A 22,476-nucleotide genomic window follows, 5' to 3' on the forward strand; every position below is an offset into this window, starting at 1 on the left:
GGGGGTCTGGGGCGGGGTGGCGCCACAACGTGTGGTGGGGGTGTTCACCAAAAGAGCGGGGGGGGTTGTTTCAGCCAAGCCCAGCAACAACCAGCCCGTCCGGGGGCACCTCCCAGCGGTAGCTGGAGGAGATTGAGGACGCGCCCGCAGGGCGCAGCCCGCACGGCCTACAGATCCGGCGGCCGGTCGGACTTCGGTGGCCGGCCCCGGCGGGGCATCGCGCCGGTGTCCCTCGGCAGCCGCCCCGCGTCGCCGAGCGCCTTGCGCAGCAGGAACTCGATCTGCGCGTTGGCGCTGCGCAGTTCCTCGCCCGCCCAGCGCGCCAGCGCGTCGTGGACCAAGGGATCCAGCCGCAGCAGCACCTGCTTGCGCTGCCGCGGCCGGCCCTTCGGCGGTACGTCGTCCGTCACTGGTAAAGAGTGCCGGTGTTGAGGACGGGCTGGGCGGCCCGGTCACCGCACAGCACCACCATCAGATTGCTCACCATGGCCGCCTTCCGCTCCTCGTCCAACTCCACGATGCCCTGCTCGCTGATGCGCTCCAGCGCCTGCTCGACCATGCCGACGGCGCCTTCCACGATCAGCTTGCGGGCGGCGACGACCGCGCCCGCCTGCTGGCGCTGGAGCATCGCGGAAGCGATCTCCGGAGCGTAGGCCAGATGCGTGAAGCGCGACTCGATGATGTGGACACCGGCGGTCTCGACGCGGGCGTGCAGCTCCAACGCGAGCATGTCGGTGATCTCCTCGGCGTTCCCGCGGAGCGAGAGGCCGCCCTCCTCGTGCGCGTCATAGGGGTACTCGATGGCGATGTGCCGCACGGCCGCCTCGGTCTGGGTGGCGACGAACTCCTGGAAGTCCTCGACCGCGAACTTCGCCTGGGCGGTGTCCTCGACCCGCCACACGATCACGGCCGCCAGCTCGATCGGGTTGCCGTACGCGTCGTTGACCTTCAGTACCGGCGTCTCGTGGTTGCGGACCCGGATGGAGACCGACTCGCGGCTGGTGAAGGGGTTGACCCAGCGCAGGCCCTCGTTGCGGATCGTGCCGCGGTAGCGGCCGAAGAGCTGGACGACACGGGTCTCACCGGGGGAGATCGTGTTCAGCCCGCTCATCGCGATGATCGCGCCGAGGCCGATGAGGATGCCGAGCGCGACGAACGCGGCGCACAGGCCCGACTTGCCGTTGTTGCCGAGGACGACGCCGAAGGCCACCGCGCCCGCCCCGGTGAGCAGCCCCACCAGGCCGAGCAGCAGGGCGAGGCCGCCGCCTATGTCGTGTGCCGGGGTCTCCCGCACGAGCGGTTTGACCATGGCGGGCGCCGTCTCGGGTGGGGCGGTCTCGGCGATGCCGATGGTGTCGGACATGGGTGGGTCCCCCGTATCTGATGGCGCGCGCACGGCCCAGGCCGGCTCGACGCGCGGCTAACGCTGTCTAGCAAAGTGATATCACTTTAGCGCCCTGTACGGTTTCCCGCACTACACCGTGCCCGGGTTCCCGCCATCCGGGGTGCTGTATGTCACGTGTGTCGAAGCCGTGATCGATGGGCGTTTGGTGCCAGTTGCGGTGTTAGCTTCGTGAGCTGGGTTGGGGGCGGACAGACTGGAGCTACGGGAGAGATGGGCCGAGCGGAAGCGCGACGGGCGCAGGACAGCACCCGCAATGCAAAGGGCAAGAAGCCCAAGAAGACCGGCATACGCCGGTTCTTCACATGGAAGATGCTGCTTGCCTACTTCGTGGCGGTCATCGGGCTGGGGATGGGCGCCTTCCTGGCGCTCTACTTCTACGTCGACGTGCCGAAGGACGGCAACGGCGCGGCCAAGCTGCAGAGCAACGTCTACAAGGACAGCAACGGCAAGGTGCTGGCCCGTATCGGCGAGGTCAACCGCGAGGAAGTTCCGCTCGCGAAGATCCCCGAGCATGTGCAGCACGCCGTGGTCGCCGCCGAGAACAAGAACTTCTGGACCGACCCCGGTGTGGATGTGAAGGGCACCGCCCGAGGCATCTTCAACACCGTCATGGGCCGGGGCAAGCAGGGTGGTTCGACCATCACCCAGCAGTACGTGAAGAACTACTACCTCGACCAGCGGCAGACCGTGACCCGCAAGGTCAAGGAACTGATCATCTCGCTCAAGGTGCAGAAGGAGACCTCGAAGGAGGAGATCCTCGAGGGCTACCTGAACACGAGCTACTACGGGCGTGGCGCCTACGGCATCCAGGCCGCCTCCCGTGCGTACTACCAGAAGGACGTCGGCAGCCTCTCCACCGAGGAAGGCGCCTACCTGGCCGCGCTGCTCCAGGCCCCGAGCCAGTACGACTTCGGACCGGCGGCCACCGACGCCGGCAAGGAGAACGCCAAGCGGCGCTGGAACTACGTCCTCGACAAAATGGTCGAGAAGGACTGGCTGAAGAAGGACCAGCGGCAGGGCATGTCCTTCAAGGACCCGAAGGCCCCGAAGGCGGCCCCGGGTCTGTCGGGCCAGAACGGCTACTTCATCGACGCGGCCAAGCGCGAGGTCATCAAGGCCCTGGAGAAGCAGGGCCGCAAGGAGAGCGACTTCGCCGCCGGCGGCTGGACCGTCACGCTCAGCATCGACCCGAAGAAGCAGGCGGCGCTGGAGAAGGCGGTCAAGGAGCAACTGCTCGACGACCTGGACACCAAGAGCCGCGAGGTGGACAAGAACGTCCAGGTCGGCGCCGTGTCGGTGGACCCGAAGAACGGTCGCGTCCAGGCGCTGTACGGCGGTCCGGACTACCTCAAGCACTACACCAACAACGCCACCCGCGAGGACTTCCAGCCGGCGTCGACCTTCAAGCCGATCATTCTCGCGTCAGCGTTGCAGAACAAGTCCAGGACGCAGGACAACGAGCCGATCACGCCGAGCACCATCTACGACGGCACCAGTGAGCGGCCGGTCGTGGGCAGCGACGTGCACTTCGCCCCGGAGAACGAGGACGGGTACTCCGAGAAGGCCGTCACCGTGCAGAAGGCGATGAACGACTCGGTCAACTCCGTGTTCGCGCAGATGGCCGTCGACGTCAAGCTCGACAAGGTCAAGCAGACCGCCGTCGACCTGGGCATGAACGGCAAGCAGCCCGGTTTCGTGGAGGCCCCCGCGATGTCGCTGGGCTCCATGGGCGCGAGCCCGCTCGACATGGCCGCGGTCTACGCCACCCTGGACAACCACGGCAAGAGGGTCACCCCGACCATCCTGAAGTCCGCGTCCCAGAACGGTGTGGAGCTCAAGCGCGACAGCGCGGTCGGCGACCAGGCCGTCTCCCGCAACACCGCCGACGGCGTCACCCGCGTCCTGCGGGGCGTGGTCAACGACGGTACGGCGACCGTGGTGGCCAGCGCCAACTACCCGGTGGCGGGCAAGACCGGTACCTCCGACGACAACAAGTCGGCCTGGTTCGCGGGCTACACCCCGAGCCTCGTCACCACCGTCGGCCTCTTCGGTGAGGGCCCCGGCGGTAAGCAGGTGACCCTGCAGGGCACCGGCGGTGGCGGTCGCGTCAACGGTGGCAAGTACCCGGCCCAGATCTGGTCGGCCTACACGGCGGCCGCGCTCGGGGGCGAGGGCGACGACGAGTTCGACCTCGACACCGACATCAGTGCCGGGTCGGTCCAGGCGCCGGCCACGGCTCCCGCGGCGACGCCCACCAAGGGCGCGACCCCGACCCCGACGCCGACGAAGAGCGGCGGCGCCACGGGGAAGCCCACGCCGGGCCCGACGAAGACCGGCGGCACCACGGGCAAGCCGACGCCGAACCCGACGAAGATCACCCCGACGCCGCCGAAGCCCCCGACGACTCCCCCGACGTCGACGCCCAGCGGCGGCGGCACCCGCCCCAACGGCGGCACGGAGACGGACGGCGTCAAGCCCTGATCCGGCCCTCCGCAGCCAGAACACACCACCGGCCGCCGACCTCTTCACGAGGTCGGCGGCCGGTGGTGTCTCCAGGGCCAGGGGGACTCAGCCGCCGTTGACCTCGGTGGCGATCCGGTCGCCGACGTTCTTGTCGATGTTGCGCCAGTACTGCAGCGCCCGGTCCAGTACGGGCCTGCTCACGCCCTGGCGCAGATGCCCGGAGACGTTGGAGACCAGCCGGGCGCGCGCGGCGTCGTCGAGGACCTGGCGGACCATCGTGCCCGGCTGGCCCCAGTCGTCGTCGTCACGCCGCAGCCGGTACGCCTCGCGGACCATCTCGCCCGCCGTCTCCCAGCCCGCCGGCTCACCGAAGCGCGCGGTGTCGGCGGCCGGGCCGCCGTAAGAGTTCGGGGCGTACACCGCTCCCGTACGGGCCGGCTCGTAGCGCATCGGGCCGTCCTTCGCGTACGAGCCGAGCGGCGAGTGCGGCCGGTTGGGCGGGAGCTGGGCGTAGTTCGGGCCGATGCGGTAGCGGTGGGTGTCGGGGTAGGAGAAGAGCCTGCCGAGCAGCATCTTGTCCGGGGACGGGCCGATGCCGGGGACGAGGTTGGAGGGCTCGAACGCGGCCTGCTCGATGTGGACGAAGTAATCCTCGGGGTTCTTGTTGAGCGTCATCCGGCCGACCTCGATCAGGGGGTAGTCGCCGTGCGGCCACACCTTGGTCAGGTCGAAGGGGTTGAAGCGGTAGTCCGGAGCGTCCTCGAAGGGCATGACCTGGACGTGCATCGTCCAGGACGGGGCGTTGCCGCCGTCGATGGCCTCGAACAGATCGCGCCGGTGCTTGTCGGCGTCCGAGCCCGCCAGCTCGTCCGCCTCGGCCTGGGTGAGGAAGTCGATGCCCTGGTCGGTCTTGATGTGGTACTTGACCCAGAACTTCTCACCGCCCGCGTTCACCCACATGTAGGTGTGCGAGCTGTAGCCGTTCATATGGCGCCAGGTCTTCGGGATGCCGCGGTCGCCCATCAGCCAGGTGACCATGTGCGCGGACTCCGGCGACAGCGTCCAGAAGTCCCACTGCATGTCATTGCTGCGGAGCCCGGTCTGCGGGTGGCGCTTCTGGCTGCGGATGAAGTCCTGGAACTTCTGCGGGTCGCGGACGAAGAAGACGGGCGTGTTGTTGCCGACCAGGTCGTAGTTGCCGTGCTCGGTGTAGAACTTCAGCGCGAAGCCGCGCGGGTCCCGCCAGGTGTCGGGGCTGCCCTGCTCGCCCGCCACGGTCGAGAAGCGGGCCAGCATCTCGCACCGCTTGCCGGGCTGGAACAGATCGGCCTTCGTGAACTGGCTCACGTCATTGGTGACTTCGAAGACGCCGTAGGCGCCGCCGCCCTTGGCGTGCACCACCCGCTCGGGGACCCGTTCGCGGTTGAACTGGGCCATCTTCTCGATCAGGTAGTGGTCCTGCAGCAGGATGGGGCCGTCCGGGCTGACGGTGAGCGAATGCTCGTCGCTCTCCACCGGGATGCCGGCGTTGTTGGTGGTGTACGGGACCTGTTGCGCGGAGTCGGTCATGCGACGCCTCCCATCGCGGGGCGATGCCAGATGGTGAGGGCGTCGTTCCGCCCTCCACCTCAGCAGTCAACCCCGCCGACGACCTGTCGGCAACAGGAGTCTGGACACTGTCCAGAACTCCACGGCCGTCGGCTCAGCGCGCATGGCCGGGCAGCGCCAGCTCGAACCACACCACCTTGCCCGTGCTCAGCCGGGTGGCCCCCCACCGGCGGGCCAGCTTGTTCACCAGATACAGCCCCCGGCCGCCCTCGTCCGAGGGCCGGGCCTGCCGCAGCCGCGGCAGTTGCGGCACATCGTCACCGACCTCGCAGCGCAGCACGTCCGTGCGGAGCAGCCGCAGGGTCACCGGCCGCTCCGCGTACCGCACGGCATTGGTGACCACCTCGCTGACCAGCAGCTCCACGCTGTCGGTCAGCTCCTCCAGCCCCCAGCGGGTCAGCGCCCGCCGCGCCAGCCGCCGGGCCTGGCCGGCGGTCTGCGGGCGCGGGTCGAGGAACCAGTACGCCACATCGCTCGGCGCGATGCCCTCGAAGCGGGCCGCGAGCAGCGCGATGTCGTCGTCCCGGTCACCGGGGCCGAGCATGCCGAGGACCTCGTCGCACAGCGGCTCCAGCGGCGGCGGGTTCGGACCCGTCAGCCGGGCCGTGTCGATCAGCCGCTCGCGCAACTGCTCTATGCCCGTCCACACGTCCCGGATCCGGGACTCCACCAGGCCGTCCGTGTACAGCAGCAGCGTCGCCCCGGCCGGCGCGTCCAGCTCCACGGCCTCGAAGTCCACCCCTCCGACGCCGATCGGCGCGCCCGGCGGGACGCGCAGCACCTCGGCCCGGCCGCCGCGGTGCAGCAGGATGGGCGGCGGATGGCCGGCGTTGGCGATGACGATGCGGTGGGCGACCGGGTCGTACACCGCGTAGAGGCAGGTGGCCATGCGGTCGCTGCCCAGGCGCTGCGCCTGCTCGTCGAGGTGGTGCAGCACCTCGGCCGGCGGCAGGTCCAGCCCCGCGAGGGTCTGCGCGGTGGTGCGCAGCTGGCCCATGATCGCCGCGGAGGTCATGGAATGCCCCATGACGTCACCGACGACGAGCGCCACCCGGTTGCCGGGGAGGGGGATCGCGTCGTACCAGTCACCGCCGACGCGGGCGGTCTCGGCGGCCGGGAGATAGCGGCTGGCGAGCCGGACCCCGGTCGGCTGGGGGAGGGAGTCGGGGAGCATCGTGCGCTGGAGCTCGTCCGCGATGTAGACCTCGCGGCCGTAGAGCACGGCCTTGTCCACCCCGAGGGCGGTGTGGGTCGCCAACTGGGCCGCGACCAGCAGATCGTCGCCCTCGAAGGCGGCCCGGTCCGCCCGGCGTATGAACACCGCCGCGCCGATCACGCGGCGACGGCCGCGCAGCGGAGCGAGGATCGTGCGCTGCCGGTCGGGGACGTCCTGCTCGTCGCCCAGCAGCTCGGGGAGCGCCGCCCGGGCGGCGGGGGAGTCGCCGAATACGGGCCTGACCCCTCGCAGCACCTCCGCGAGCGGCCCGCCTATGCGTACCTCGCAGCGCTCGGCCGCGCCGCCCGCGAGGTCGGGGACGGGCTCGGCCCGCTCCTGCGGGGCGTCCGGGTCCTCCGGGCCGCGCACGTGCTCGGGCAGTTGGTCGGTGCGGCGCAGCCGCAGCACGACGGGCCCGACGGGCCGCTCGTCGCCGACCGGCAGCGGGTCGCGCAGATAGACCAGGATGGCGTCCGCGAAGGTCGGCACGGTCGCCCGGCACAGCCCCAGCACGATCTCGTCCAGGTCGATGCCGCGGGCGATCCGCCGGGTGGCGGCGCCCACGAACCGCAGCCGCTCCCCGCCGGTCGTCCCGGCGGGGCCCTTGCCGGTGCTGCCGTCCCCGTCCGCGCCGCCGGAAGCCGGTCTTTCCGGGCCGGCGGGGCCGACGGGGCCGGGCACGGCGGTGCCCCGGTCCGTGCCGCCCTGTGCGGCGGTCTGACGGGCCGCCTCCGGGCCGCCGGGGCGGGGAACGGCCGGGCGGGGCGCACCCGGCTCGGGGTGCGCCTCACCGCGCGCTCTGGCGCGCGGGGCCGATGCCGCCGCGCCGGGCTCGCGCGCCGGGCGCGGCGGGGCCGGCTCGGGGCCGTCGTGGCCGGGGAGCCGGTCGAGCGCGGGGGACTCCGCGCGGCGCGTGCCCTCCGGCTCGTCCGCGACCGCCCGGGCGCGGCCCGGTTCCGGGGCGGGGACAGCGGACTGCCGGACCTGCGCGGTCCGCTGTCTTCCGTGGGAGTTGGGATGCTCCGTCACGTGTGGGGTTCCATCCGTCGGGGCCGTACGCCCCCTCGCAGGGGGCGCACCGTGGATCAGGCGCGTCGCAGATTGAGGAAGAGCTGGATCTCGGGTGGTACGTCCGTACTCGCGGGGGCGTACGCCGGCGAGCTCTCCCCGGTGATCTCGAAACCCGCCTCGCGCACGACCTGGCGCAATTCGTCCCGCAGGTAACCGGATACCCGGATCGTGTTGCCCAGGAACGGAATCGCGAAGTCGTCCACGTCCGCTTCCACCATCGAGAGCGCCAGCAGCCCCCCGGGCCTCAGCATTCCGTACAGCATCCGCAGCGCGTGCGGGATTTCGGGGCGCGGCAGCATCAGCAGGGCGAAGAAGGCGGCGATGCCGTCGAAGGTGCCGAGCCGTCCGTCGCGCAGATCGGCCAGATCGCCGAGCCGGAAGTCGGCGCCGGGGACGTTGTCTCGGGCGAGTTTGAGCATGCCGGGCGAGAGGTCGACGCCGACGACGTGGTGGCCGGCGTCGGTGAGCTGGCGGGCGGTCGGCAGGCCCGTGCCGCAGCCGAGGTCGAGGATCCGGGAGCCGGGCGGCAGCGCGGCCGCCAGCCAGGCGCCGGCCTCGAGCTGGCCCTCCTTGTGCGGGAAGGCGTCGTCGTAGCGGACGCCGATGTTGTCGAACGCCTCGGCCTGTCCGCTGCGGTCCAGCCCTAACCGGGCGTAACCGTCGTAGTCCCGCTCGTCGTCACCGCTCACGGCTCCGCCCTTTCTGCGACTGTTGTCTGTGACCAGGTGTCACATGCCGTGCTCTGATCGTGCCGTGCTGCTGTGCAGTATCGCGGAGGCCGATCCTACGGTTGTCCCACGGGGAGACATCAAGCGGTTCACGCGCCCAGACGCGCCGGGGTGCGGTCCCAGTCGTCCGGGAGGGTGGGCACCGTCCACGCCGGGTCGGGCCGCCAGCCCTCCCAGCCGGCGGCGAACGGCGCGCCCCAGCTCTCGATCCGCTCGACCGCCGCCCGTCCGGCCGCCCGTACCCGCTCGGCCTGGGTGGCGGACATCAGGCCCGCGCGCTGTGCCTGCGCGAACTCGTCCTCGTCCTTCCATTCCCAACTGCGGTCCGGGTAGACGGCGATGTCCAGGAAATGGTCCTCGGAATCGACTCCGCCGGCCCACCGGGCGAGGGGCTCCTCGAGGTTCACGTACCAGTTCTTGAACTGCCAGCCGGGATCCCAGAAGAGCCAGACCGACCAGGCCTCGCCCGGCCGGGCGAGCTTGAGGACGCCGGTGCCGAACCAGCGGGACGTGGTGGTGGTGCGCGGCTTGGTGTATCGGGTGGCCAGCGGCTCCCGGTGCACGGGGGTGCCGTCGGCGAGCAGCGGCTTGACGCAGTCGGTGCCGGGGGCCATCCAGACGGCGAGCAGATCCTCGGTGTCCTGGACGACGGTCACCGGACGGCAGATGTGGACGCTGTGGGTGGCATTGCCCCGATAGCGCCAGAGGATGTGGTCCCCCGGCGCCCAGGGGGCGCTGCCTGCCGTGCCCGTCGTTTCCACCGTGTCCGCTGTCATGCGCAGATCTTAGGTGCCCGGCCCACCGATGCGCCGTGATGTGCGCCGCAAAAGGTCCGGTCCAAGCGTCCGGGTTGACGCCTGGCGCGGGGGCATCGTGGCAGGTGAGGGCTAGGGCCTGTCAGCCACAACCAGCCCGTCCGGCGCTTGAGGACGCGCCCGCAGGGCGCCCGCCGCCGTAGGCGGCACAGCGCTCGGCAGTCGAAGGTCCGCCGGTCAGGCGAGAGGCGGCAACGACGGCCCGCAGCCGTAGACCCGTCGGACACACCCTAGGGGCGGGTCATGCGCAGCACGTCGAGCGCCTCATCGAGCTGTTCCCTCGTCAGCAGTCCGCGGTCGACGTAGCCGGACTCCAGGACGACCTCCCGGATGGTCTTCCGCTCGGCCAGCGATTTCTTGGCCACCTTGGCCGCTTCCTCGTAGCCGATGTAGCGGTTCAGGGGGGTGACCACGGACGGGGAGGACTCGGCGTAGAGCCGGGCCCGCTCGACGTTGGCGGTGATGCCGTCGATCGTGCGGTCGGCGAGCAGCCGGGAGGCGTTCGCGAGCAGCCGCACGGACTCCAGGAGGTTCTTCGCCATGACCGGCAGCATCACATTGAGCTCGAAGTTCCCCGCGGCACCCGCGGTGGCCACGGTCGCGTCGTTGCCCACCACCTGGGCTGCCACCATGAGGACGGCCTCGGGAATCACCGGGTTGACCTTGCCCGGCATGATCGAGGAGCCCGGCTGGAGGTCGGGGAGGTTGATCTCGGCGAGGCCGGTGCGCGGACCGGAGGCCATCCAGCGCAGGTCGTTGGCGATTTTGGTGAGGCCGACGGCGATGGTGCGCAGCTGGCCGCTGGTCTCCACCAGACCGTCGCGGGCTCCCTGTGCCTCGAAGTGGTCCCGGGCCTCGGTCAGCGGCAGACCGGTGGTGCGGGCCACTTCGGCGATGACGGCGGCGGAGAAGCCGGGCGGGGTGTTGATACCGGTGCCGACGGCTGTGCCGCCGAGGGGCAGTTCGGCCAGCCGCGGCAGCGAGGAGCGCAGCCGCTCGACGCCGTAGCGCACCTGGGCGGCGTAACCGCCGAACTCCTGACCAAGCGTCACAGGGGTGGCGTCCATCAGGTGGGTGCGGCCCGACTTGACGACCTCCGCGAACTCCGCGGACTTGCGCTCCAACGCCGCGGCGAGGTGGTCGAGCGCCGGTACGAGGTCGCCGGTGACGGCCGCCGTCGCCGCGATGTGGATGCTGGAGGGGAACACGTCGTTGGACGACTGCGACGCGTTGACGTGGTCGTTGGGGTGCACCTCACGGCCGAGTCGCTCGGTGGCGAGGGTGGCGATGACCTCGTTGGTGTTCATGTTGGACGACGTGCCCGAGCCGGTCTGGAAGACGTCGACGGGGAAGTGGTCGTCCCAGCGGCCCTCCGTGACCTCGGCGGCGGCCGCCTCGACGGCCTCCGCGACGTCCTTGTCGATGACGCCCAACTCGGCGTTGACCTTGGCCGCGGCGGCCTTGATCCGGGCCAGCGCCTCGATGTGCGAGCGCTCCAGCCGCTGTCCGCTCAGGGGGAAGTTCTCCACCGCCCGCTGGGTCTGGGCTCGCCACTTGGCGTGTGCGGGGACCCGGACCTCTCCCATGGAGTCGTGCTCGATCCGGTACTGATCACTGTCGGTCATCGTTGCTTACCTCCTGACAAACAAAGCGTTTGTCTCGTTCACAGTGTTCCCAAAAGCACTTACCGACTAGTAAATACCGCGAGTAACAACTGAAACCGGGGAGGCTTCATGACACGCAGACCCACCCTGCGCTGTACCCTCGCCGCCGTCGCCGCGTTCGCCGCGGCGCTCGGCGGGGTGGCCGCGACCGGGCCCACCGCGCACGCGGACCCCCGCACCACCGCCTCGACCCCCCTCGCGCCAGAGCTCGAGAAGGTCCGCGCCGCCGAGGCCACGAAGCTCTACGGCAGCGCCGCCGAACGGCCGCTCGCCGAGCGCAAGACGTCACTCGTCTCGCTGGGCGACAGCGAGATCTCCGGCGAGGGCGTCGGCACCTACGAGCCCGGCACCAACGGCCCCGACAACTGGTGCCACCGCTCGCCCGACGCCGCCATCCACCGCACGGCGATCCCCGCCGACGTCACCTACAACGTCGCCTGCTCCGGCGCCTACACCGGCAACATCCGGATCGGCGGCAGCAAGCAGTACGCGGACGAGCTGGTCCAGAGCGACAACCTCGCGGTCAAGGCCCGCAACACGCGCGTGAAGATGGTGCTGCTGGTCGCCGGAGCCAACGACGACCTGCAGTTCGGGCCCGTCATCACCGACTGCGTCACCCGCTATCTGACCCTCCAGGGCCCCTGCGAGCCGAAGTACGCCCCCACCTGGCAGTCCCGCGTCGACGCCCTCGTGCCCAAGGTCGAACAGACCGTGCGGGACCTGCGGACCGTCATGAAGGACGCGGGCTACGCCGACGGCGACTACAAGCTCGTCGTCATGGGCTACCCGAGCCCCATCGGCCCCGACATCGAGGACAACCCGAACTTCCCCGGCAAGCTCCCCGGCGGCTGCGTCGGCTACACCTCCGACTCCGCCTGGGGCCGCAACACCGCCGTGCCCGCCTTCGAGCGCGGCATGCGGCGCGTCGCCAAGGACACCGGCGCGCTCTACCTCGACAACTCCCGCCTCTTCCACGGCCACGAGGTGTGCATGGAGGACACCTGGGCGCGCGGCCTCTACGTCGACCTCGCCAACCCCTTCCCGCCGAACGCGAACTCCGTACGGCAGTCCTTCCACCCCAACGTGCGCGGCCACGGCGCCTTCGCGTCCTGCCTCACCCAGCTCTACCGGTCGGGTTACCGGGAGGCGGGCTGCGCGGACCCGGCGAGCACGGGGACGCCCGCGCTGTACCCGGGCGGCTGGGACGACGCATACCGGCCACTGAAGAACGCGGCGACGGGCGCGTGCGTGGACGCCTACGGCGCGGCGAGCGCCAACGGCACACAGGTGGGCGGCTGGCCGTGCGGCGGCAGCCGCAACCAGGAGTGGTGGTACGACGCGGGGCAGAAGTCACTGCACTCCGCGCTGACGCACGACCGGTGCGTGGATGTGCCGGGGGGCGCGTATCGCGCGGGCACGGCGGTGGCGCTGTGGAACTGCCACGGTGGTGGAAACCAGCAGTTCGTACGGTCGGATGCGGGGTTCCGGCCGGTGGCCGCGCAGGATCTGTGCCTGACACTGGGGTCGGCGAAGGACGCGCTGCGGCTGCAGAAGTGTGACGGCTCGGCGAACCAGCGCTTCGCGTAGCCCTTTCACCGTTTCCTGTCCTCAAACGCCGGACGGGCCGGCTGTGCTTGCGTCCTCAAACGCCGGACAGGCTGACATCCAGCCCGTCCGGCGTTTGAGGACAAAGGGGGTTGGGCCCCCAGCCCCGCGGGGCTAGCGCTGCCGCACCGGAATCGCCGTGAACGTCGGCGTCGTCGGGGCCGGGTCGACGAAGAAGTCGTTGCCCTTGTCGTCCACGACGATGAACGCCGGGAAGTCCTCGACCTCGATCTTCCAGACCGCCTCCATGCCGAGCTCCTGGTACTCCAGGACCTCGACCTTCTTGATGCAGTCCTGCGCCAGGCGCGCCGCCGGGCCGCCGATCGAGCCGAGGTAGAAGCCGCCGTGCGCGTCGCACGCGTCGGTGACCTGCTTGGAGCGGTTGCCCTTGGCGAGCATGACCTTGGAGCCGCCCGCCGCCTGGAACTGGTCGACATAGCTGTCCATGCGGCCGGCCGTGGTCGGGCCGAAGGAGCCGGACGCGTAGCCCTCGGGGGTCTTGGCCGGGCCCGCGTAGTAGACCGGGTGGTCCTTCAGGTACTGCGGCATCTCCTCGCCCGCGTCCAGCCGCTCCTTGATCTTCGCGTGTGCGATGTCGCGCGCCACGACCAGCGGGCCGGTCAGCGAGAGCCGGGTCTTGACCGGGTACTTCGTCAGCTCGGCGAGGATCTCGTCCATCGGGCGGGTCAGGTCGATCTTCACGACCTCACCGGCCTCGTCCAGGTGCTCGTCCGTGGTGTCGGGCAGGAAGCGCGCCGGGTCGGTCTCCAGCTGCTCCAGGAAGACGCCCTCGGCGGTGATCTTCGCGACCGCCTGACGGTCGGCCGAGCAGGAGACGGCGATGGCGACGGGCAGCGAGGCGCCGTGGCGCGGCAGCCGGACCACGCGGACGTCGTGGCAGAAGTACTTGCCGCCGAACTGGGCGCCGATGCCGATCTTCTGCGTCAGCTCGAAGACCTTCTCCTCCAGCTCCTTGTCACGGAAGCCGTGACCGGTGGGGGAGCCCTCGGCGGGCAGCTCGTCGAGGTAGTGCGCGGAGGCGTACTTCGCGGTCTTGAGCGCGAACTCCGCGGACGTGCCGCCGACGACGATCGCCAGGTGGTACGGCGGGCACGCGGCGGTGCCCAGCGAGCGGATCTTCTCCTCCAGGAACTTCATCATGGAGGACTCGTTGAGGACCGCCTTCGTCTCCTGGTAGAGGAAGGACTTGTTGGCCGAGCCGCCACCCTTGGCCATGAAGAGGAACTTGTACGCACCGCCGTCGGTCGCGTACAGCTCGATCTGCGCGGGCAGGTTCGAGCCGGTGTTCTTCTCGTCCCACATGGTCAGCGGGGCCATCTGCGAGTACCGCAGGTTCAGCTTGGTGTAGGCGTCGAAGATGCCGTGCGAGAGGGCCTTCTCGTCACCGCCCTCGGTCAGCACGTTCTGGCCGCGCTTGCCCATGACGATCGCGGTGCCGGTGTCCTGGCACATCGGCAGCACGCCCGCGGCCGCGATGTTCGCGTTCTTCAGCAGGTCGAGCGCGACGAACTTGTCGTTCGGGGACGCCTCGGGGTCGTCGAGGATCCGGCGCAGCTGCGCCAGGTGCGCCGGGCGCAGATAGTGCGAGATGTCGTGCATCGCCTCGGCGGCCAGTTTCCGCAGCGCCTCCGGCTCGACCTTGAGGAACGTACGGCCGTCGGCCTCGAAGGTGCTCACGCCCTCGGCGGTCACCAGACGGTACGGCGTGTCGTCCTCGCCCAGGGGCAGGAGATCCGTATAGGCGAACTCAGACTGGGCAGACATTGCGGCGATTCCTCACTGGGCAGGCAACGGTGGCTGGCATCCTCGACAGCGCCCTCCAGCCTAGGACGCGCCGCCGGTGACCGGTTGGTGAGGTAAGGCTCACTTCGCGGTGCGCCGCGCGGACACGGAGCGGACGCGCCACGGTACGCCCCTGTCGCGATCTATCGCGTTTGGCTAGGGTGGCGGCCGTGGACGAGTCTGCCGAAAAGCCGGTGTCACTGACCAAGGGCGCGGAGCCCGCCCCCGCGCTGCGCGCCTCCGACGCGGACCGCGACCGGACCGCGGACATCCTGCGCGAGGCGCTGGCGGAGGGGCGGCTCACCGCGGAGGAGCACGCCGAGCGGATCGGCGCCGTGTACCGGGCGAAGACCCACGCCGAGCTGGAGCCGCTGGTACGCGACCTGCCCAAGGTGCGGCGTCCCGCGCCGGGCGGCCCGCTCCCGTACCCCTACCCCGTCGCGTCGGACGCCGCCGAGAACCTCGTCGCCGTCTTCGGTGGCGCGGCACGCAAGGGCCGCTGGCGGGTCGGGCCGCGGACGAACGCGTTCGCGCTGTTCGGCGAGGTGGAGATCGACCTGTCCGAGGCGGTCTTCACCCAGCGGGAGATCGTGATCAACGCCACCGCGGTCTTCGGCGGCGTCGACATCAAGGTCCCGGAGAACGTCTCGGTGCGCTCCGCCGGCACCGGCGTCTTCGGCGGTTTCGACGTCCGGACCCACGAGGCCGACGAGCCCGACGCCCCGGTCGTGCTGATCACCGGCTTCGCCCTCTTCGGCGCGGTGGAGGCCAGGGCGCACCGCGGCAAGCGGGTCAGGAACCTCCTCGCGCGCGGCTGATCGCACGCCCTGAACGCCGGGCTGATCGCGGGGCTGATCCGGGGGCCGAGGGGCACCGGCGGGGGCGCTACGCGGCTTATCGCGTTCCGGTCATGACAACGGTGTGAATAAGAGCGCGCACAGCGGGTAAAGCTTGGTGCATCGTCTCTCGTACGGCTGCGGGTGCGAATGGTCGTGCGCAGTGAGACGGGCAAAGGTGACTCAATCGGCCCAGCAAAGCCGTCGTCAGGAGTAGACCGTGCTGCTACCGCATCAGCCCCGGCAGGAAGCCGCCGTACCGTCTCAGCGGATCGCCGCTCGGGATCAGGCCGGCCCCTGGCATTCGGAGGCGGTGTGCCGCCGGGATGAAGCCGGATTGTTCTTCGCACCATCCAAGGAACCCACGGCCGCGCGCCTGTCACGGGAAGAGGCCGCGAAACGCGTCTGCGCCCGCTGCCCGGTGATGGTCGCCTGCCGGGAGCACGCGCTGCTCCAGCCCGAGCCTTATGGGGTGTGGGGCGGACTGACCGCGGCCGAGCGCAGGGTCGTGCTCGCGAGGCGCCGGCGGCGGGACGCGGAGCTCCAGCGTTCCGCGCGGGTCGCCGCCGCGGGCTGAGCGCGGACACACACGGGCCGGGCCCCGCCGGAAGCGGCGGGGCCCGGCCCGTTGTGCGCGGGGTGTCGGCCCGCCGTGATCAGCTGGGGCGCTCGAAGTCGACGGTGCTGTACGCGCGCAGCTTGGACAGCCGGTGCGTGGAGTCGATCTGCCGGATCGTGCCGGACTTGGAGCGCATGACCAGCGACTGCGTGGTGGCGGTCTCCGCGCGGTAGCGCACGCCGCGCAGCAGCTCGCCGTCGGTGATGCCGGTGGCGACGAAGAACACGTTCTCACCGCTGACGAGGTCGTTGGTGTGCAGGACCTTGTCGAGGTCGTGGCCCGCGTCGAGCGCCCGCTGACGCTCCTCGTCGTCCTTGGGCCACAGCTTGGCCTGGATCGTGCCGCCGAGGCACTTGATCGCACAGGCCGCGATGATGCCCTCGGGCGTGCCGCCGACACCGAGCAGCAGGTCGATGCCGGTGCCCTCGCGGACGGCCATGATCGCGCCGGCCACGTCGCCGTCGGAGATGAACTTGATGCGGGCGCCCGCCTCGCGGATCTCCTTGACGATGCCGTCGTGACGCGGGCGGTCCAGAACGACGACCGTGACGTCCTCGGGCGAGGAGTGCTTTGCCTTCGCGACGCGACGGATGTTGACCGCCACGGGGGCGTTGATGTCGACGTAGTCGGCCGCCTCGGGGCCCGTGACCAGCTTGTCCATGTAGAACACGGCGGACGGGTCGAACATGGAGCCGCGGTCGGCGACGGCCATGACGGAGACAGCGTTGGCCATGCCCTTGGCGGTCAGCGTCGTGCCGTCGACCGGGTCCACGGCGACGTCGCACTCGGCGCCGGTCCCGTCACCGACCCGCTCGCCGTTGTAGAGCATCGGGGCGTTGTCCTTCTCGCCCTCGCCGATGACGACGACACCGTTCATGGAAACGGTGCCGATCAGGGCCCGCATGGCCTTGACCGCGGCGCCGTCGGCGCCGTTCTTGTCACCGCGGCCCACCCAGCGGCCCGACGCCATGGCGCCCGCCTCGGTGACCCGGACGAGCTCGAGTGCGAGGTTGCGGTCGGGAGCCTCGGGGCTGACCTCGAGCTGGGACGGCAGGTGATGATCGGTCATCGGAACGCACCTTTCTGTACGGCGACGGCCGTGGGACCTCTGTCCCGTAAGGGCCAGGAGGGTGAGGGTGCTGATGACTTTATCGGTTCATTGCGAGAGTGAGCAGAGCGCCCCACGCATGAGCGGCGTCAAGGTGGCGATGCGGTTGCGAACGATGGCCGGATGACGCGCGACACGCATCCGCCATGCCGCCGGCCCTCGTCTGCCCTCGTCGGGCCGGCCGTCGCCGCGCGCCCGGCCGGGCACCGCCGTCAAGATCGGCGGGGGCATGGGGGACGATAGGGGGCGTGGCAGGTAGGAACGGTAAGACGCAGACCATCCGGAACATGATGCTGTCGATGGCGGTGGTCATCCCCGTGGCGGTAGTCAGTTATCTCTTCATCCCGCACAACGAGGACCACGACCCCATCAAGACGGTCGGTTACCGCGTGGAGCTCGACCAGGCCCGGCGCGCGGCGCCGTACGCGGTGGCCGCCCCCGAGGGGCTCGGCAAGGACTGGCGCGCGACCTCGGTCTCGTACCAGGCGCGCACCGAGGACGGCTCGGTCTGGCACCTGGGCTTCCTCGACCCGCAGCGGCAGTACGTCGCGGTCGAGCAGAGCGACGGCCCGGCGCGCGGCTTCATCAACACGGTCAGCCGGCGCGCCGAGAAGACCGGCAAGGCGGAGCGGGTGGGGAACACCACCTGGCAGCGCTACGAGGGCGAGAAGTACAACGCCCTGGTGCGCGAGGAGCGCGGGGTGACCACCGTGGTCACGGGCACCGCCTCGCACGAGCGGCTCATGGAGATGGCCGCCGCGCTCAAGGCCGAGAAGGCCCCGAAGGCCGGTGCGTCGGGCTCCGGGCCTTCGAACTGAGCGCGACGGCCGTCACGCCCGTCCGCCTGGGGGGAGGCGGACGGGCGTGGGTCTGCCGTCGGGGGGAGACGGTCAGACGGTCGTGACGACCTGGTCGTAGGCCAGGCGCGGCGAGCGGGGGTGGCTGGCGTCGGCGCCCGGCTTGCCGATGTTGATCACCATCAGCGGCGTGTGGTCGTCGTCCAGGAACTCCTTCTGGACGCCGGCGAAGTCGAAGCCGGTCATCGGGCCCGCGGCCAGACCGGCGGCGCGGACGCCCAGGATGAAGTAACCGGCCTGGAGGGCGCCGTTCAGCGCGGCGGACCCCTCGCGGGCGGGGCGCTCGGAGAAGAAGAGGTCCTTCGCCTGCGGGAAGTGCGGCATCAGGTGCGGCAGCTCCTCGTGGAACTCGTTGTCCGTGGCGAGGATCGCGACCAGCGGCGCGGTGCGGGTCTTGGGGCGGTTGCCCTCGGCCATGTGCGACACGAGGCGCTCGCGGGCCTCCTCGGAACGGACCAGCACCACGCGCAGCGGCGTCGAGTTGAACGCGGTCGGCGCGTACTTGACCAGGTCGTAGATGGCCTGGACCTGCTCGTCGGACACCGGCTCGTCGGTGAAGGTGTTGGCCGTGTGGGCCGCCCGGAAGAGCAGGTCCTGGGCGGCGGCGTCGAGTGCGAGAGTCATGAGTACCACTGTACGCACGGTGTATGAAGTTTCAACTAAAAAGTGGGGATCCGTGACCGGTCTCACATCCCGTCGGTCCGGGCGGTCAGCCCTGCTCGGCGGACTGCTCGCCCTCGGACTCCGCCAGCGCCGCGTCGAGCCGCGCCCGCGCGCCGTCCAGCCAGCGGCGGCACACCTTCGCCAACGCCTCGCCCCGCTCCCACAGGGCCAGCGACTCCTCCAGCGACGTACCACCGGCCTCCAGGCGGCGGACGACGTCGATCAGCTCGTCCCGCGCCTGCTCGTACCCCAGGGCGTCGTCCCCGACCTCCTGGACACCTTCGTTCTCGGCCATCGCACCCGTCTTCGCCATGTGCCCCAGCCTATGCGGGCGGGGTGACGGCGGGGGCATGGCAGCAACGCTTATGCGGGCGGGGTGACGGTGGGGGGCGCGGCAACGGCCCGCACCGTGAACTCGCCCTCCGCGACCCGGGCCCGCAGCTCCTCCTCCGGCGTCACCTCGCCCGCGGCGCGCACCACCGAGCCGTCCGCGTGCTGGAGCACCGCGTAGCCGCGCCGCAGGGTCGCCGCCGGGGACAGCGCGACCACGCGCGCCCGGGTGTGCGCCAGCTCGGAATCCGCCCGGTCCAGCAGGTGCCCGAGCGTGCGCCGGCCCCTCTCCGCGAGCGCGGAGACCTGCTGCTCCCGCTCGTCCACCATCCGCTGCGGCCGCTCCATGCACGGCCGCGCCCGCGCCGCCGCGAGGCCGCGCTCCTCGCGGTCCAGGTGCGCGGTGACACAGCGCAGCGCGCGCTCGCGCAGCTGCCCGACCCGGGCCAGCTCCTCACCCACGTCCGGCACGACCCGCTTCGCCGCGTCGGTGGGCGTGGACGCGCGCAGATCGGCGACGAGATCGAGCAGCGGCGAGTCCGGCTCGTGGCCGATCGCCGACACCAGCGGCGTACGGCACGCGGCCACGGTCCGTACGAGCTGCTCGTCCGAGAACGGCAGCAGGTCCTCCACGCTGCCGCCGCCGCGGGCCACGATGATCACGTCCACGTCCGGCGCGGCGTCCAGCTCCTCGATGGCCGCCACGACGCCCGGCACGGCGTGCACGCCCTGCACGGGGACGTTGCGCACCTCGAACCGCACGGCGGGCCAGCGGTGCCGGGCGTTCTCCAGCACATCGCGCTCGGCGGCGGAGGCCCGCCCGCAGACCAGCCCGATGAGCTGCGGCAGGAACGGCAGCGGCCGCTTGCGTTCGGCGGCGAACAGCCCCTCCGCCGCCAGGGACTTCTTCAACTGCTCCAGCCGCGCCAGCAGCTCCCCGACCCCGACCGGCTTGATCTCGGCCGCCCGCAGCGACAGCGAGCCGCGCGGCGCGTACCACTCGGGCTTGGCGTGCACGACGACGCGCGCGCCCTCGGAGACGACGTCGGCGACCTGGTCGAAGACGGACCGGTAGCAGGTGACGGACAGGGAGATGTCGTGCGAGGGATCACGCAGCGTCAAAAACACGACGCCCGCGCCGGGCCGCCTCGACAGCTGGGTGATCTGCCCCTCCACCCACACGGCGCCCAGCCGGTCGATCCAGCCGCCGATCAGCCGGGACACCTGACCGACGGGGATCGGGGCCTCGGGGGACGTGTTGAGAGCCATGGGGTGAGGGTAGCGGTGTCGCCACATCAAGCCCGTCCGGCGTTTGAGGACGTGCCCGCAGGGCGCCCGCCGCCGCAGGCGGCAGGACGGCCCGCAGTCGGCACGACAGGCCGCACAAGACGGCCTCACTCCGGTGTCGTACGCCGCAGCGCCTGCGCGCCCAACACGCCCAAGCCGGCGGCCAGCCACACCGCACCGACGAAGCGGGCCGTGGCCGCCGCCTCGACGATGACCGCGATCGTCACCACCAGTCCCAGCAGCGGCAGCACCACGTGCCGTACCGGATGCGGCGCCCCGCCCCGCTTGCGGACCGCGAACCAGCCGATCACCGACAGGTGCAGCAGCGCGAAGGCCACCAGCGCGCCCACGTCCACGACCGACACCAGCCGGTCCAACCCGTCGTCCCGCCGGGCGGCCCACACCGCCGCCACCAGCGTCACCGCCGCCGCGGCCAGCAGGGCCAGGCGCGGCACGCCCGACCCCCGGTCCACCTTCGCCAGAAGGTTCGGCAGCCGTCGCCGGCGGGCCATGGCGAACAGCAGCCGGCCGGCCGCCGCCTGGCCCGCCAGCGCGGCGAAGGCCGCGCCGATCGCCTTGCTGACGGCCACCAGGTCGTGCAGCCACGTCCCCGTCGCCGAGTCGACCGTGTCGTAGAACGCCGACCCCTGGTTCTCCGGCTTCGCCGCCAGCTCCGCCGGTGACATCGGCGCGAGCAGGGCGGCGAGGTACGTCTGCGCGACGAACAGCACGCCCGCCACCACCAGACACGTCAGCACCGCCCGGGCCACCCGTTCCGAACCGCCCGTCGCCTCCTCCGCGAAGGAGGCGATCGCGTCGAAGCCCAGATAGGAGAGCACCGCGACGGACACCGCCCCCAGCACGGCCGTCGTGGAGAAGCCGCCCTCACCGGTCAGCGGTGACAACCAGCCCCGCCGCGCCCCGTCCTGGGCCAGCGCGACGACCGCGGCGACCAGGAAGACCAGCAGCACGACGATCTCCATGGCCAGCACCAGGAAGCCGACCAGCGCCGCGGCCCGTACGCCCGCCAGGTTCAGCGCGGTCGTCACGACCACGGCGATCGCCGTCCACACCCACTGGTGGACGCTCGGCACGAGCGCGTGCATCGCGATGCCGGAGAAGAGATACGCGACCGCCGGGATCAGCAGATAGTCCAGCATCGCCATCCACCCGGCGACGAACCCGGCGCCCTCGCCGAGCCCCAGGCGCGCGTAGGTGAACACCGACCCCGCCTGGGGGGCGACCCGCACCATCTGCGCGTACGAGAACGCCGTGAAGGCCATCGCGACCGTCGCCGCCAGATAGACCAGCGCGACGGCCCCGTGCGACTTCGCGTCCAGGGTGCCGAAGACGCCGACCGGCGCCATGGGGGCGATGAAGAGCAAGCCGTAGACGACGAGGTCCCGGAAGGACAGCGTCCGGCGGAGCGTGCCGTCGCCGCCGGCGGGTGGTGCGGACATGGAGGCCCCCTCGCTGGTGCGGCGGATCGTTCCTCCAGCTTCGGCCACCACGCCGGTCCGGCCGGCCGGGACGCGCCGGTGGGCCGGGCCCGTACGATGGACGACATGACTGCTACGCCCGCCCGTAAGGTCCTGCTCGCCGCCCCCCGTGGCTACTGCGCGGGTGTCGACCGCGCCGTGATCGCCGTCGAGAAGGCTCTGGAGCAGTACGGTGCGCCGGTCTATGTGCGCCACGAGATCGTCCACAACAAGTACGTGGTCAAGACTCTCGAGAAGAAGGGCGCCATCTTCGTCGAGGAGACGGCCGAGGTCCCCGAGGGCAACATCGTGATCTTCTCGGCGCACGGTGTCGCGCCGGTCGTCCACGACGAGGCCGCCCGCGGCAAGCTGGCCACGATCGACGCCACGTGCCCGCTGGTCACCAAGGTCCACAAGGAAGCCGTCCGCTTCGCCAACGAGGACTACGACATCCTCCTCATCGGCCACGAGGGCCACGAGGAGGTCATCGGCACCAGCGGCGAGGCCCCGGACCACATCCAGCTCGTCGACGGCCCCAAGGACGTCGCCAACGTGGAGGTCCGCGACGAGTCCAAGGTCGTCTGGCTCTCCCAGACCACCCTCTCCGTCGACGAGACGATGGAGACCGTCGACGCGCTGAAGACCAAGTTCCCGCAGCTCATCAGCCCGCCCAGCGACGACATCTGCTACGCCACGCAGAACCGTCAGACCGCGGTCAAGCAGATGGGCGCGGACGCCGACCTCGTGATCGTCGTCGGCTCCAAGAACTCCTCCAACTCCGTCCGTCTCGTCGAGGTCGCCCTCGGGGGGGGGGGGGGGGGGGGGAGAACGGGGGGGGGGGGGGGGGGGGGGAAGGGAGGGGGGGGGGGGGGGGGGGGCAAGATCGGGGTGGCTGCCTGTGTGTTGGTTTTTGAGAACCC

19 protein-coding genes are annotated in these 22,476 nt (G+C 71.0%); 6 read left to right on the forward strand and 13 right to left on the reverse strand.

What is annotated here, in order from left to right; translation table 11 throughout:
• Nucleotides 1-167: 167 nt before the first annotated feature.
• A complete protein-coding gene (locus ACZ53N_RS02735) occupies nucleotides 168-410 on the reverse strand; it encodes a type II toxin-antitoxin system antitoxin (protein WP_469139159.1) in 243 nt (80 codons plus the stop codon).
• The gene (locus ACZ53N_RS02740; RefSeq protein ID WP_469139160.1) at nucleotides 407-1,363 is read right to left on the reverse strand and encodes an SPFH domain-containing protein; all 957 of its coding nucleotides are present in this window, start codon (nucleotides 1,361-1,363) and stop codon (nucleotides 407-409) included. The genes ACZ53N_RS02735 and ACZ53N_RS02740 overlap by 4 nt, the downstream gene beginning before the upstream one ends.
• Before the next feature lie 252 nt (nucleotides 1,364-1,615).
• Here ACZ53N_RS02740 and ACZ53N_RS02745 point away from each other — a divergent pair, with 252 nt between their 5' ends.
• Nucleotides 1,616-3,886, forward strand: a complete 2,271-nt coding sequence (locus ACZ53N_RS02745) for a transglycosylase domain-containing protein (RefSeq protein ID WP_469139161.1) — start codon at nucleotides 1,616-1,618, stop codon at nucleotides 3,884-3,886.
• An 87-nt stretch (nucleotides 3,887-3,973) separates the two neighbouring features.
• Here the strand turns inward: ACZ53N_RS02745 and ACZ53N_RS02750 are convergent, their stop codons facing one another.
• The 5 genes from ACZ53N_RS02750 to ACZ53N_RS02770 all read right to left on the reverse strand — a co-directional run bounded on the left by ACZ53N_RS02750 (nucleotide 3,974) and on the right by ACZ53N_RS02770 (nucleotide 10,931).
• Nucleotides 3,974-5,437, reverse strand: coding sequence for a catalase (locus ACZ53N_RS02750; RefSeq protein WP_469139162.1), 1,464 nt, complete (start codon nucleotides 5,435-5,437; stop codon nucleotides 3,974-3,976).
• A 133-nt stretch (nucleotides 5,438-5,570) separates the two neighbouring features.
• Complete coding sequence (locus ACZ53N_RS02755) at nucleotides 5,571-7,721, reverse strand: SpoIIE family protein phosphatase (protein ID WP_469139163.1); 2,151 nt, start codon at nucleotides 7,719-7,721, stop codon at nucleotides 5,571-5,573.
• A 56-nt stretch (nucleotides 7,722-7,777) separates the two neighbouring features.
• Nucleotides 7,778-8,452, reverse strand: a complete 675-nt coding sequence (locus ACZ53N_RS02760; RefSeq protein ID WP_469139164.1) for a class I SAM-dependent DNA methyltransferase — start codon at nucleotides 8,450-8,452, stop codon at nucleotides 7,778-7,780.
• Between the two features lie 128 nt (nucleotides 8,453-8,580).
• Nucleotides 8,581-9,267, reverse strand: a complete 687-nt coding sequence (gene fomD / locus ACZ53N_RS02765) for a cytidylyl-2-hydroxypropylphosphonate hydrolase (RefSeq protein WP_469139165.1) — start codon at nucleotides 9,265-9,267, stop codon at nucleotides 8,581-8,583.
• A gap of 269 nt (nucleotides 9,268-9,536) precedes the next feature.
• Nucleotides 9,537-10,931 carry a class II fumarate hydratase gene (locus ACZ53N_RS02770; RefSeq protein ID WP_469139166.1) on the reverse strand — a complete coding sequence of 465 codons (1,395 nt, stop codon included), beginning with the start codon at nucleotides 10,929-10,931 and terminating at the stop codon, nucleotides 9,537-9,539.
• Nucleotides 10,932-11,039: 108 nt separating this feature from the next.
• Here ACZ53N_RS02770 and ACZ53N_RS02775 point away from each other — a divergent pair, with 108 nt between their 5' ends.
• Nucleotides 11,040-12,557, forward strand: coding sequence for a ricin-type beta-trefoil lectin domain protein (locus ACZ53N_RS02775; protein ID WP_469139167.1), 1,518 nt, complete (start codon nucleotides 11,040-11,042; stop codon nucleotides 12,555-12,557).
• A 132-nt stretch (nucleotides 12,558-12,689) separates the two neighbouring features.
• On the opposite strand, the gene ACZ53N_RS02780 is transcribed toward ACZ53N_RS02775, so the two are convergent.
• Nucleotides 12,690-14,360, reverse strand: a complete 1,671-nt coding sequence (locus ACZ53N_RS02780) for a fumarate hydratase (protein WP_469139168.1) — start codon at nucleotides 14,358-14,360, stop codon at nucleotides 12,690-12,692.
• A 188-nt stretch (nucleotides 14,361-14,548) separates the two neighbouring features.
• Between ACZ53N_RS02780 and ACZ53N_RS02785 the strand changes: the two genes are divergently transcribed.
• Together ACZ53N_RS02785 and ACZ53N_RS02790 are read left to right on the forward strand one after the other, a co-directional pair.
• Nucleotides 14,549-15,196 carry a DUF1707 SHOCT-like domain-containing protein gene (locus ACZ53N_RS02785; protein ID WP_469139169.1) on the forward strand — a complete coding sequence of 216 codons (648 nt, stop codon included), beginning with the start codon at nucleotides 14,549-14,551 and terminating at the stop codon, nucleotides 15,194-15,196.
• Nucleotides 15,197-15,434: 238 nt separating this feature from the next.
• Nucleotides 15,435-15,791 carry a WhiB family transcriptional regulator gene (locus ACZ53N_RS02790; RefSeq protein ID WP_130879671.1) on the forward strand — a complete coding sequence of 119 codons (357 nt, stop codon included), beginning with the start codon at nucleotides 15,435-15,437 and terminating at the stop codon, nucleotides 15,789-15,791.
• A gap of 79 nt (nucleotides 15,792-15,870) precedes the next feature.
• Here the strand turns inward: ACZ53N_RS02790 and glpX are convergent, their stop codons facing one another.
• Nucleotides 15,871-16,902: a class II fructose-bisphosphatase gene (glpX, locus tag ACZ53N_RS02795; RefSeq protein ID WP_469139170.1), complete on the reverse strand. Its 1,032-nt coding sequence runs from the start codon at nucleotides 16,900-16,902 to the stop codon at nucleotides 15,871-15,873.
• Between the two features lie 287 nt (nucleotides 16,903-17,189).
• Here glpX and ACZ53N_RS02800 point away from each other — a divergent pair, with 287 nt between their 5' ends.
• Nucleotides 17,190-17,759, forward strand: a complete 570-nt coding sequence (locus tag ACZ53N_RS02800; protein ID WP_469139171.1) for a DUF4245 domain-containing protein — start codon at nucleotides 17,190-17,192, stop codon at nucleotides 17,757-17,759.
• 72 nt (nucleotides 17,760-17,831) lie between these two features.
• Here ACZ53N_RS02800 and ACZ53N_RS02805 read toward each other — a convergent pair whose 3' ends face one another.
• From ACZ53N_RS02805 to ACZ53N_RS02820, 4 genes are all read right to left on the reverse strand, one after another.
• Nucleotides 17,832-18,422, reverse strand: a complete 591-nt coding sequence (locus ACZ53N_RS02805) for a malonic semialdehyde reductase (protein WP_469139172.1) — start codon at nucleotides 18,420-18,422, stop codon at nucleotides 17,832-17,834.
• 85 nt (nucleotides 18,423-18,507) lie between these two features.
• Nucleotides 18,508-18,774, reverse strand: coding sequence for an exodeoxyribonuclease VII small subunit (locus ACZ53N_RS02810; protein WP_469139173.1), 267 nt, complete (start codon nucleotides 18,772-18,774; stop codon nucleotides 18,508-18,510).
• Between the two features lie 50 nt (nucleotides 18,775-18,824).
• Complete coding sequence (xseA, locus tag ACZ53N_RS02815) at nucleotides 18,825-20,060, reverse strand: exodeoxyribonuclease VII large subunit (RefSeq protein ID WP_469139174.1); 1,236 nt, start codon at nucleotides 20,058-20,060, stop codon at nucleotides 18,825-18,827.
• Nucleotides 20,061-20,185: 125 nt separating this feature from the next.
• Nucleotides 20,186-21,538 (reverse strand): APC family permease, encoded by a 1,353-nt coding sequence (locus tag ACZ53N_RS02820; protein ID WP_469139175.1) that lies wholly within the window; start codon nucleotides 21,536-21,538, stop codon nucleotides 20,186-20,188.
• A 96-nt stretch (nucleotides 21,539-21,634) separates the two neighbouring features.
• Between ACZ53N_RS02820 and ACZ53N_RS02825 the strand changes: the two genes are divergently transcribed.
• On the forward strand, nucleotides 21,635-22,476 hold an 842-nt coding region (locus ACZ53N_RS02825; RefSeq protein ID WP_469139176.1), incomplete at its 3' end, for a 4-hydroxy-3-methylbut-2-enyl diphosphate reductase.

It is taken from the genome of Streptomyces sp. NPDC033229, assembly GCF_055576875.1.

What these genes read in the sequence shown, in the direction of transcription:
- ACZ53N_RS02740 (WP_469139160.1), bottom strand. Translation starts at nt 1,363, where the DNA reads ATGTCCGACACCATCGGCATCGCCGAGACCGCCCCACCCGAGACGGCG.
- ACZ53N_RS02745 (WP_469139161.1), top strand. Translation starts at nt 1,616, where the DNA reads ATGGGCCGAGCGGAAGCGCGACGGGCGCAGGACAGCACCCGCAATGCA.
- ACZ53N_RS02750 (WP_469139162.1), bottom strand. Translation starts at nt 5,437, where the DNA reads ATGACCGACTCCGCGCAACAGGTCCCGTACACCACCAACAACGCCGGC.
- fomD (WP_469139165.1), bottom strand. Translation starts at nt 9,267, where the DNA reads ATGACAGCGGACACGGTGGAAACGACGGGCACGGCAGGCAGCGCCCCC.
- ACZ53N_RS02770 (WP_469139166.1), bottom strand. Translation starts at nt 10,931, where the DNA reads ATGACCGACAGTGATCAGTACCGGATCGAGCACGACTCCATGGGAGAG.
- ACZ53N_RS02775 (WP_469139167.1), top strand. Translation starts at nt 11,040, where the DNA reads ATGACACGCAGACCCACCCTGCGCTGTACCCTCGCCGCCGTCGCCGCG.
- ACZ53N_RS02780 (WP_469139168.1), bottom strand. Translation starts at nt 14,360, where the DNA reads ATGTCTGCCCAGTCTGAGTTCGCCTATACGGATCTCCTGCCCCTGGGC.
- glpX (WP_469139170.1), bottom strand. Translation starts at nt 16,902, where the DNA reads ATGACCGATCATCACCTGCCGTCCCAGCTCGAGGTCAGCCCCGAGGCT.
- ACZ53N_RS02805 (WP_469139172.1), bottom strand. Translation starts at nt 18,422, where the DNA reads ATGACTCTCGCACTCGACGCCGCCGCCCAGGACCTGCTCTTCCGGGCG.
- ACZ53N_RS02810 (WP_469139173.1), bottom strand. Translation starts at nt 18,774, where the DNA reads ATGGCGAAGACGGGTGCGATGGCCGAGAACGAAGGTGTCCAGGAGGTC.
- xseA (WP_469139174.1), bottom strand. Translation starts at nt 20,060, where the DNA reads ATGGCTCTCAACACGTCCCCCGAGGCCCCGATCCCCGTCGGTCAGGTG.
- ACZ53N_RS02820 (WP_469139175.1), bottom strand. Translation starts at nt 21,538, where the DNA reads ATGTCCGCACCACCCGCCGGCGGCGACGGCACGCTCCGCCGGACGCTG.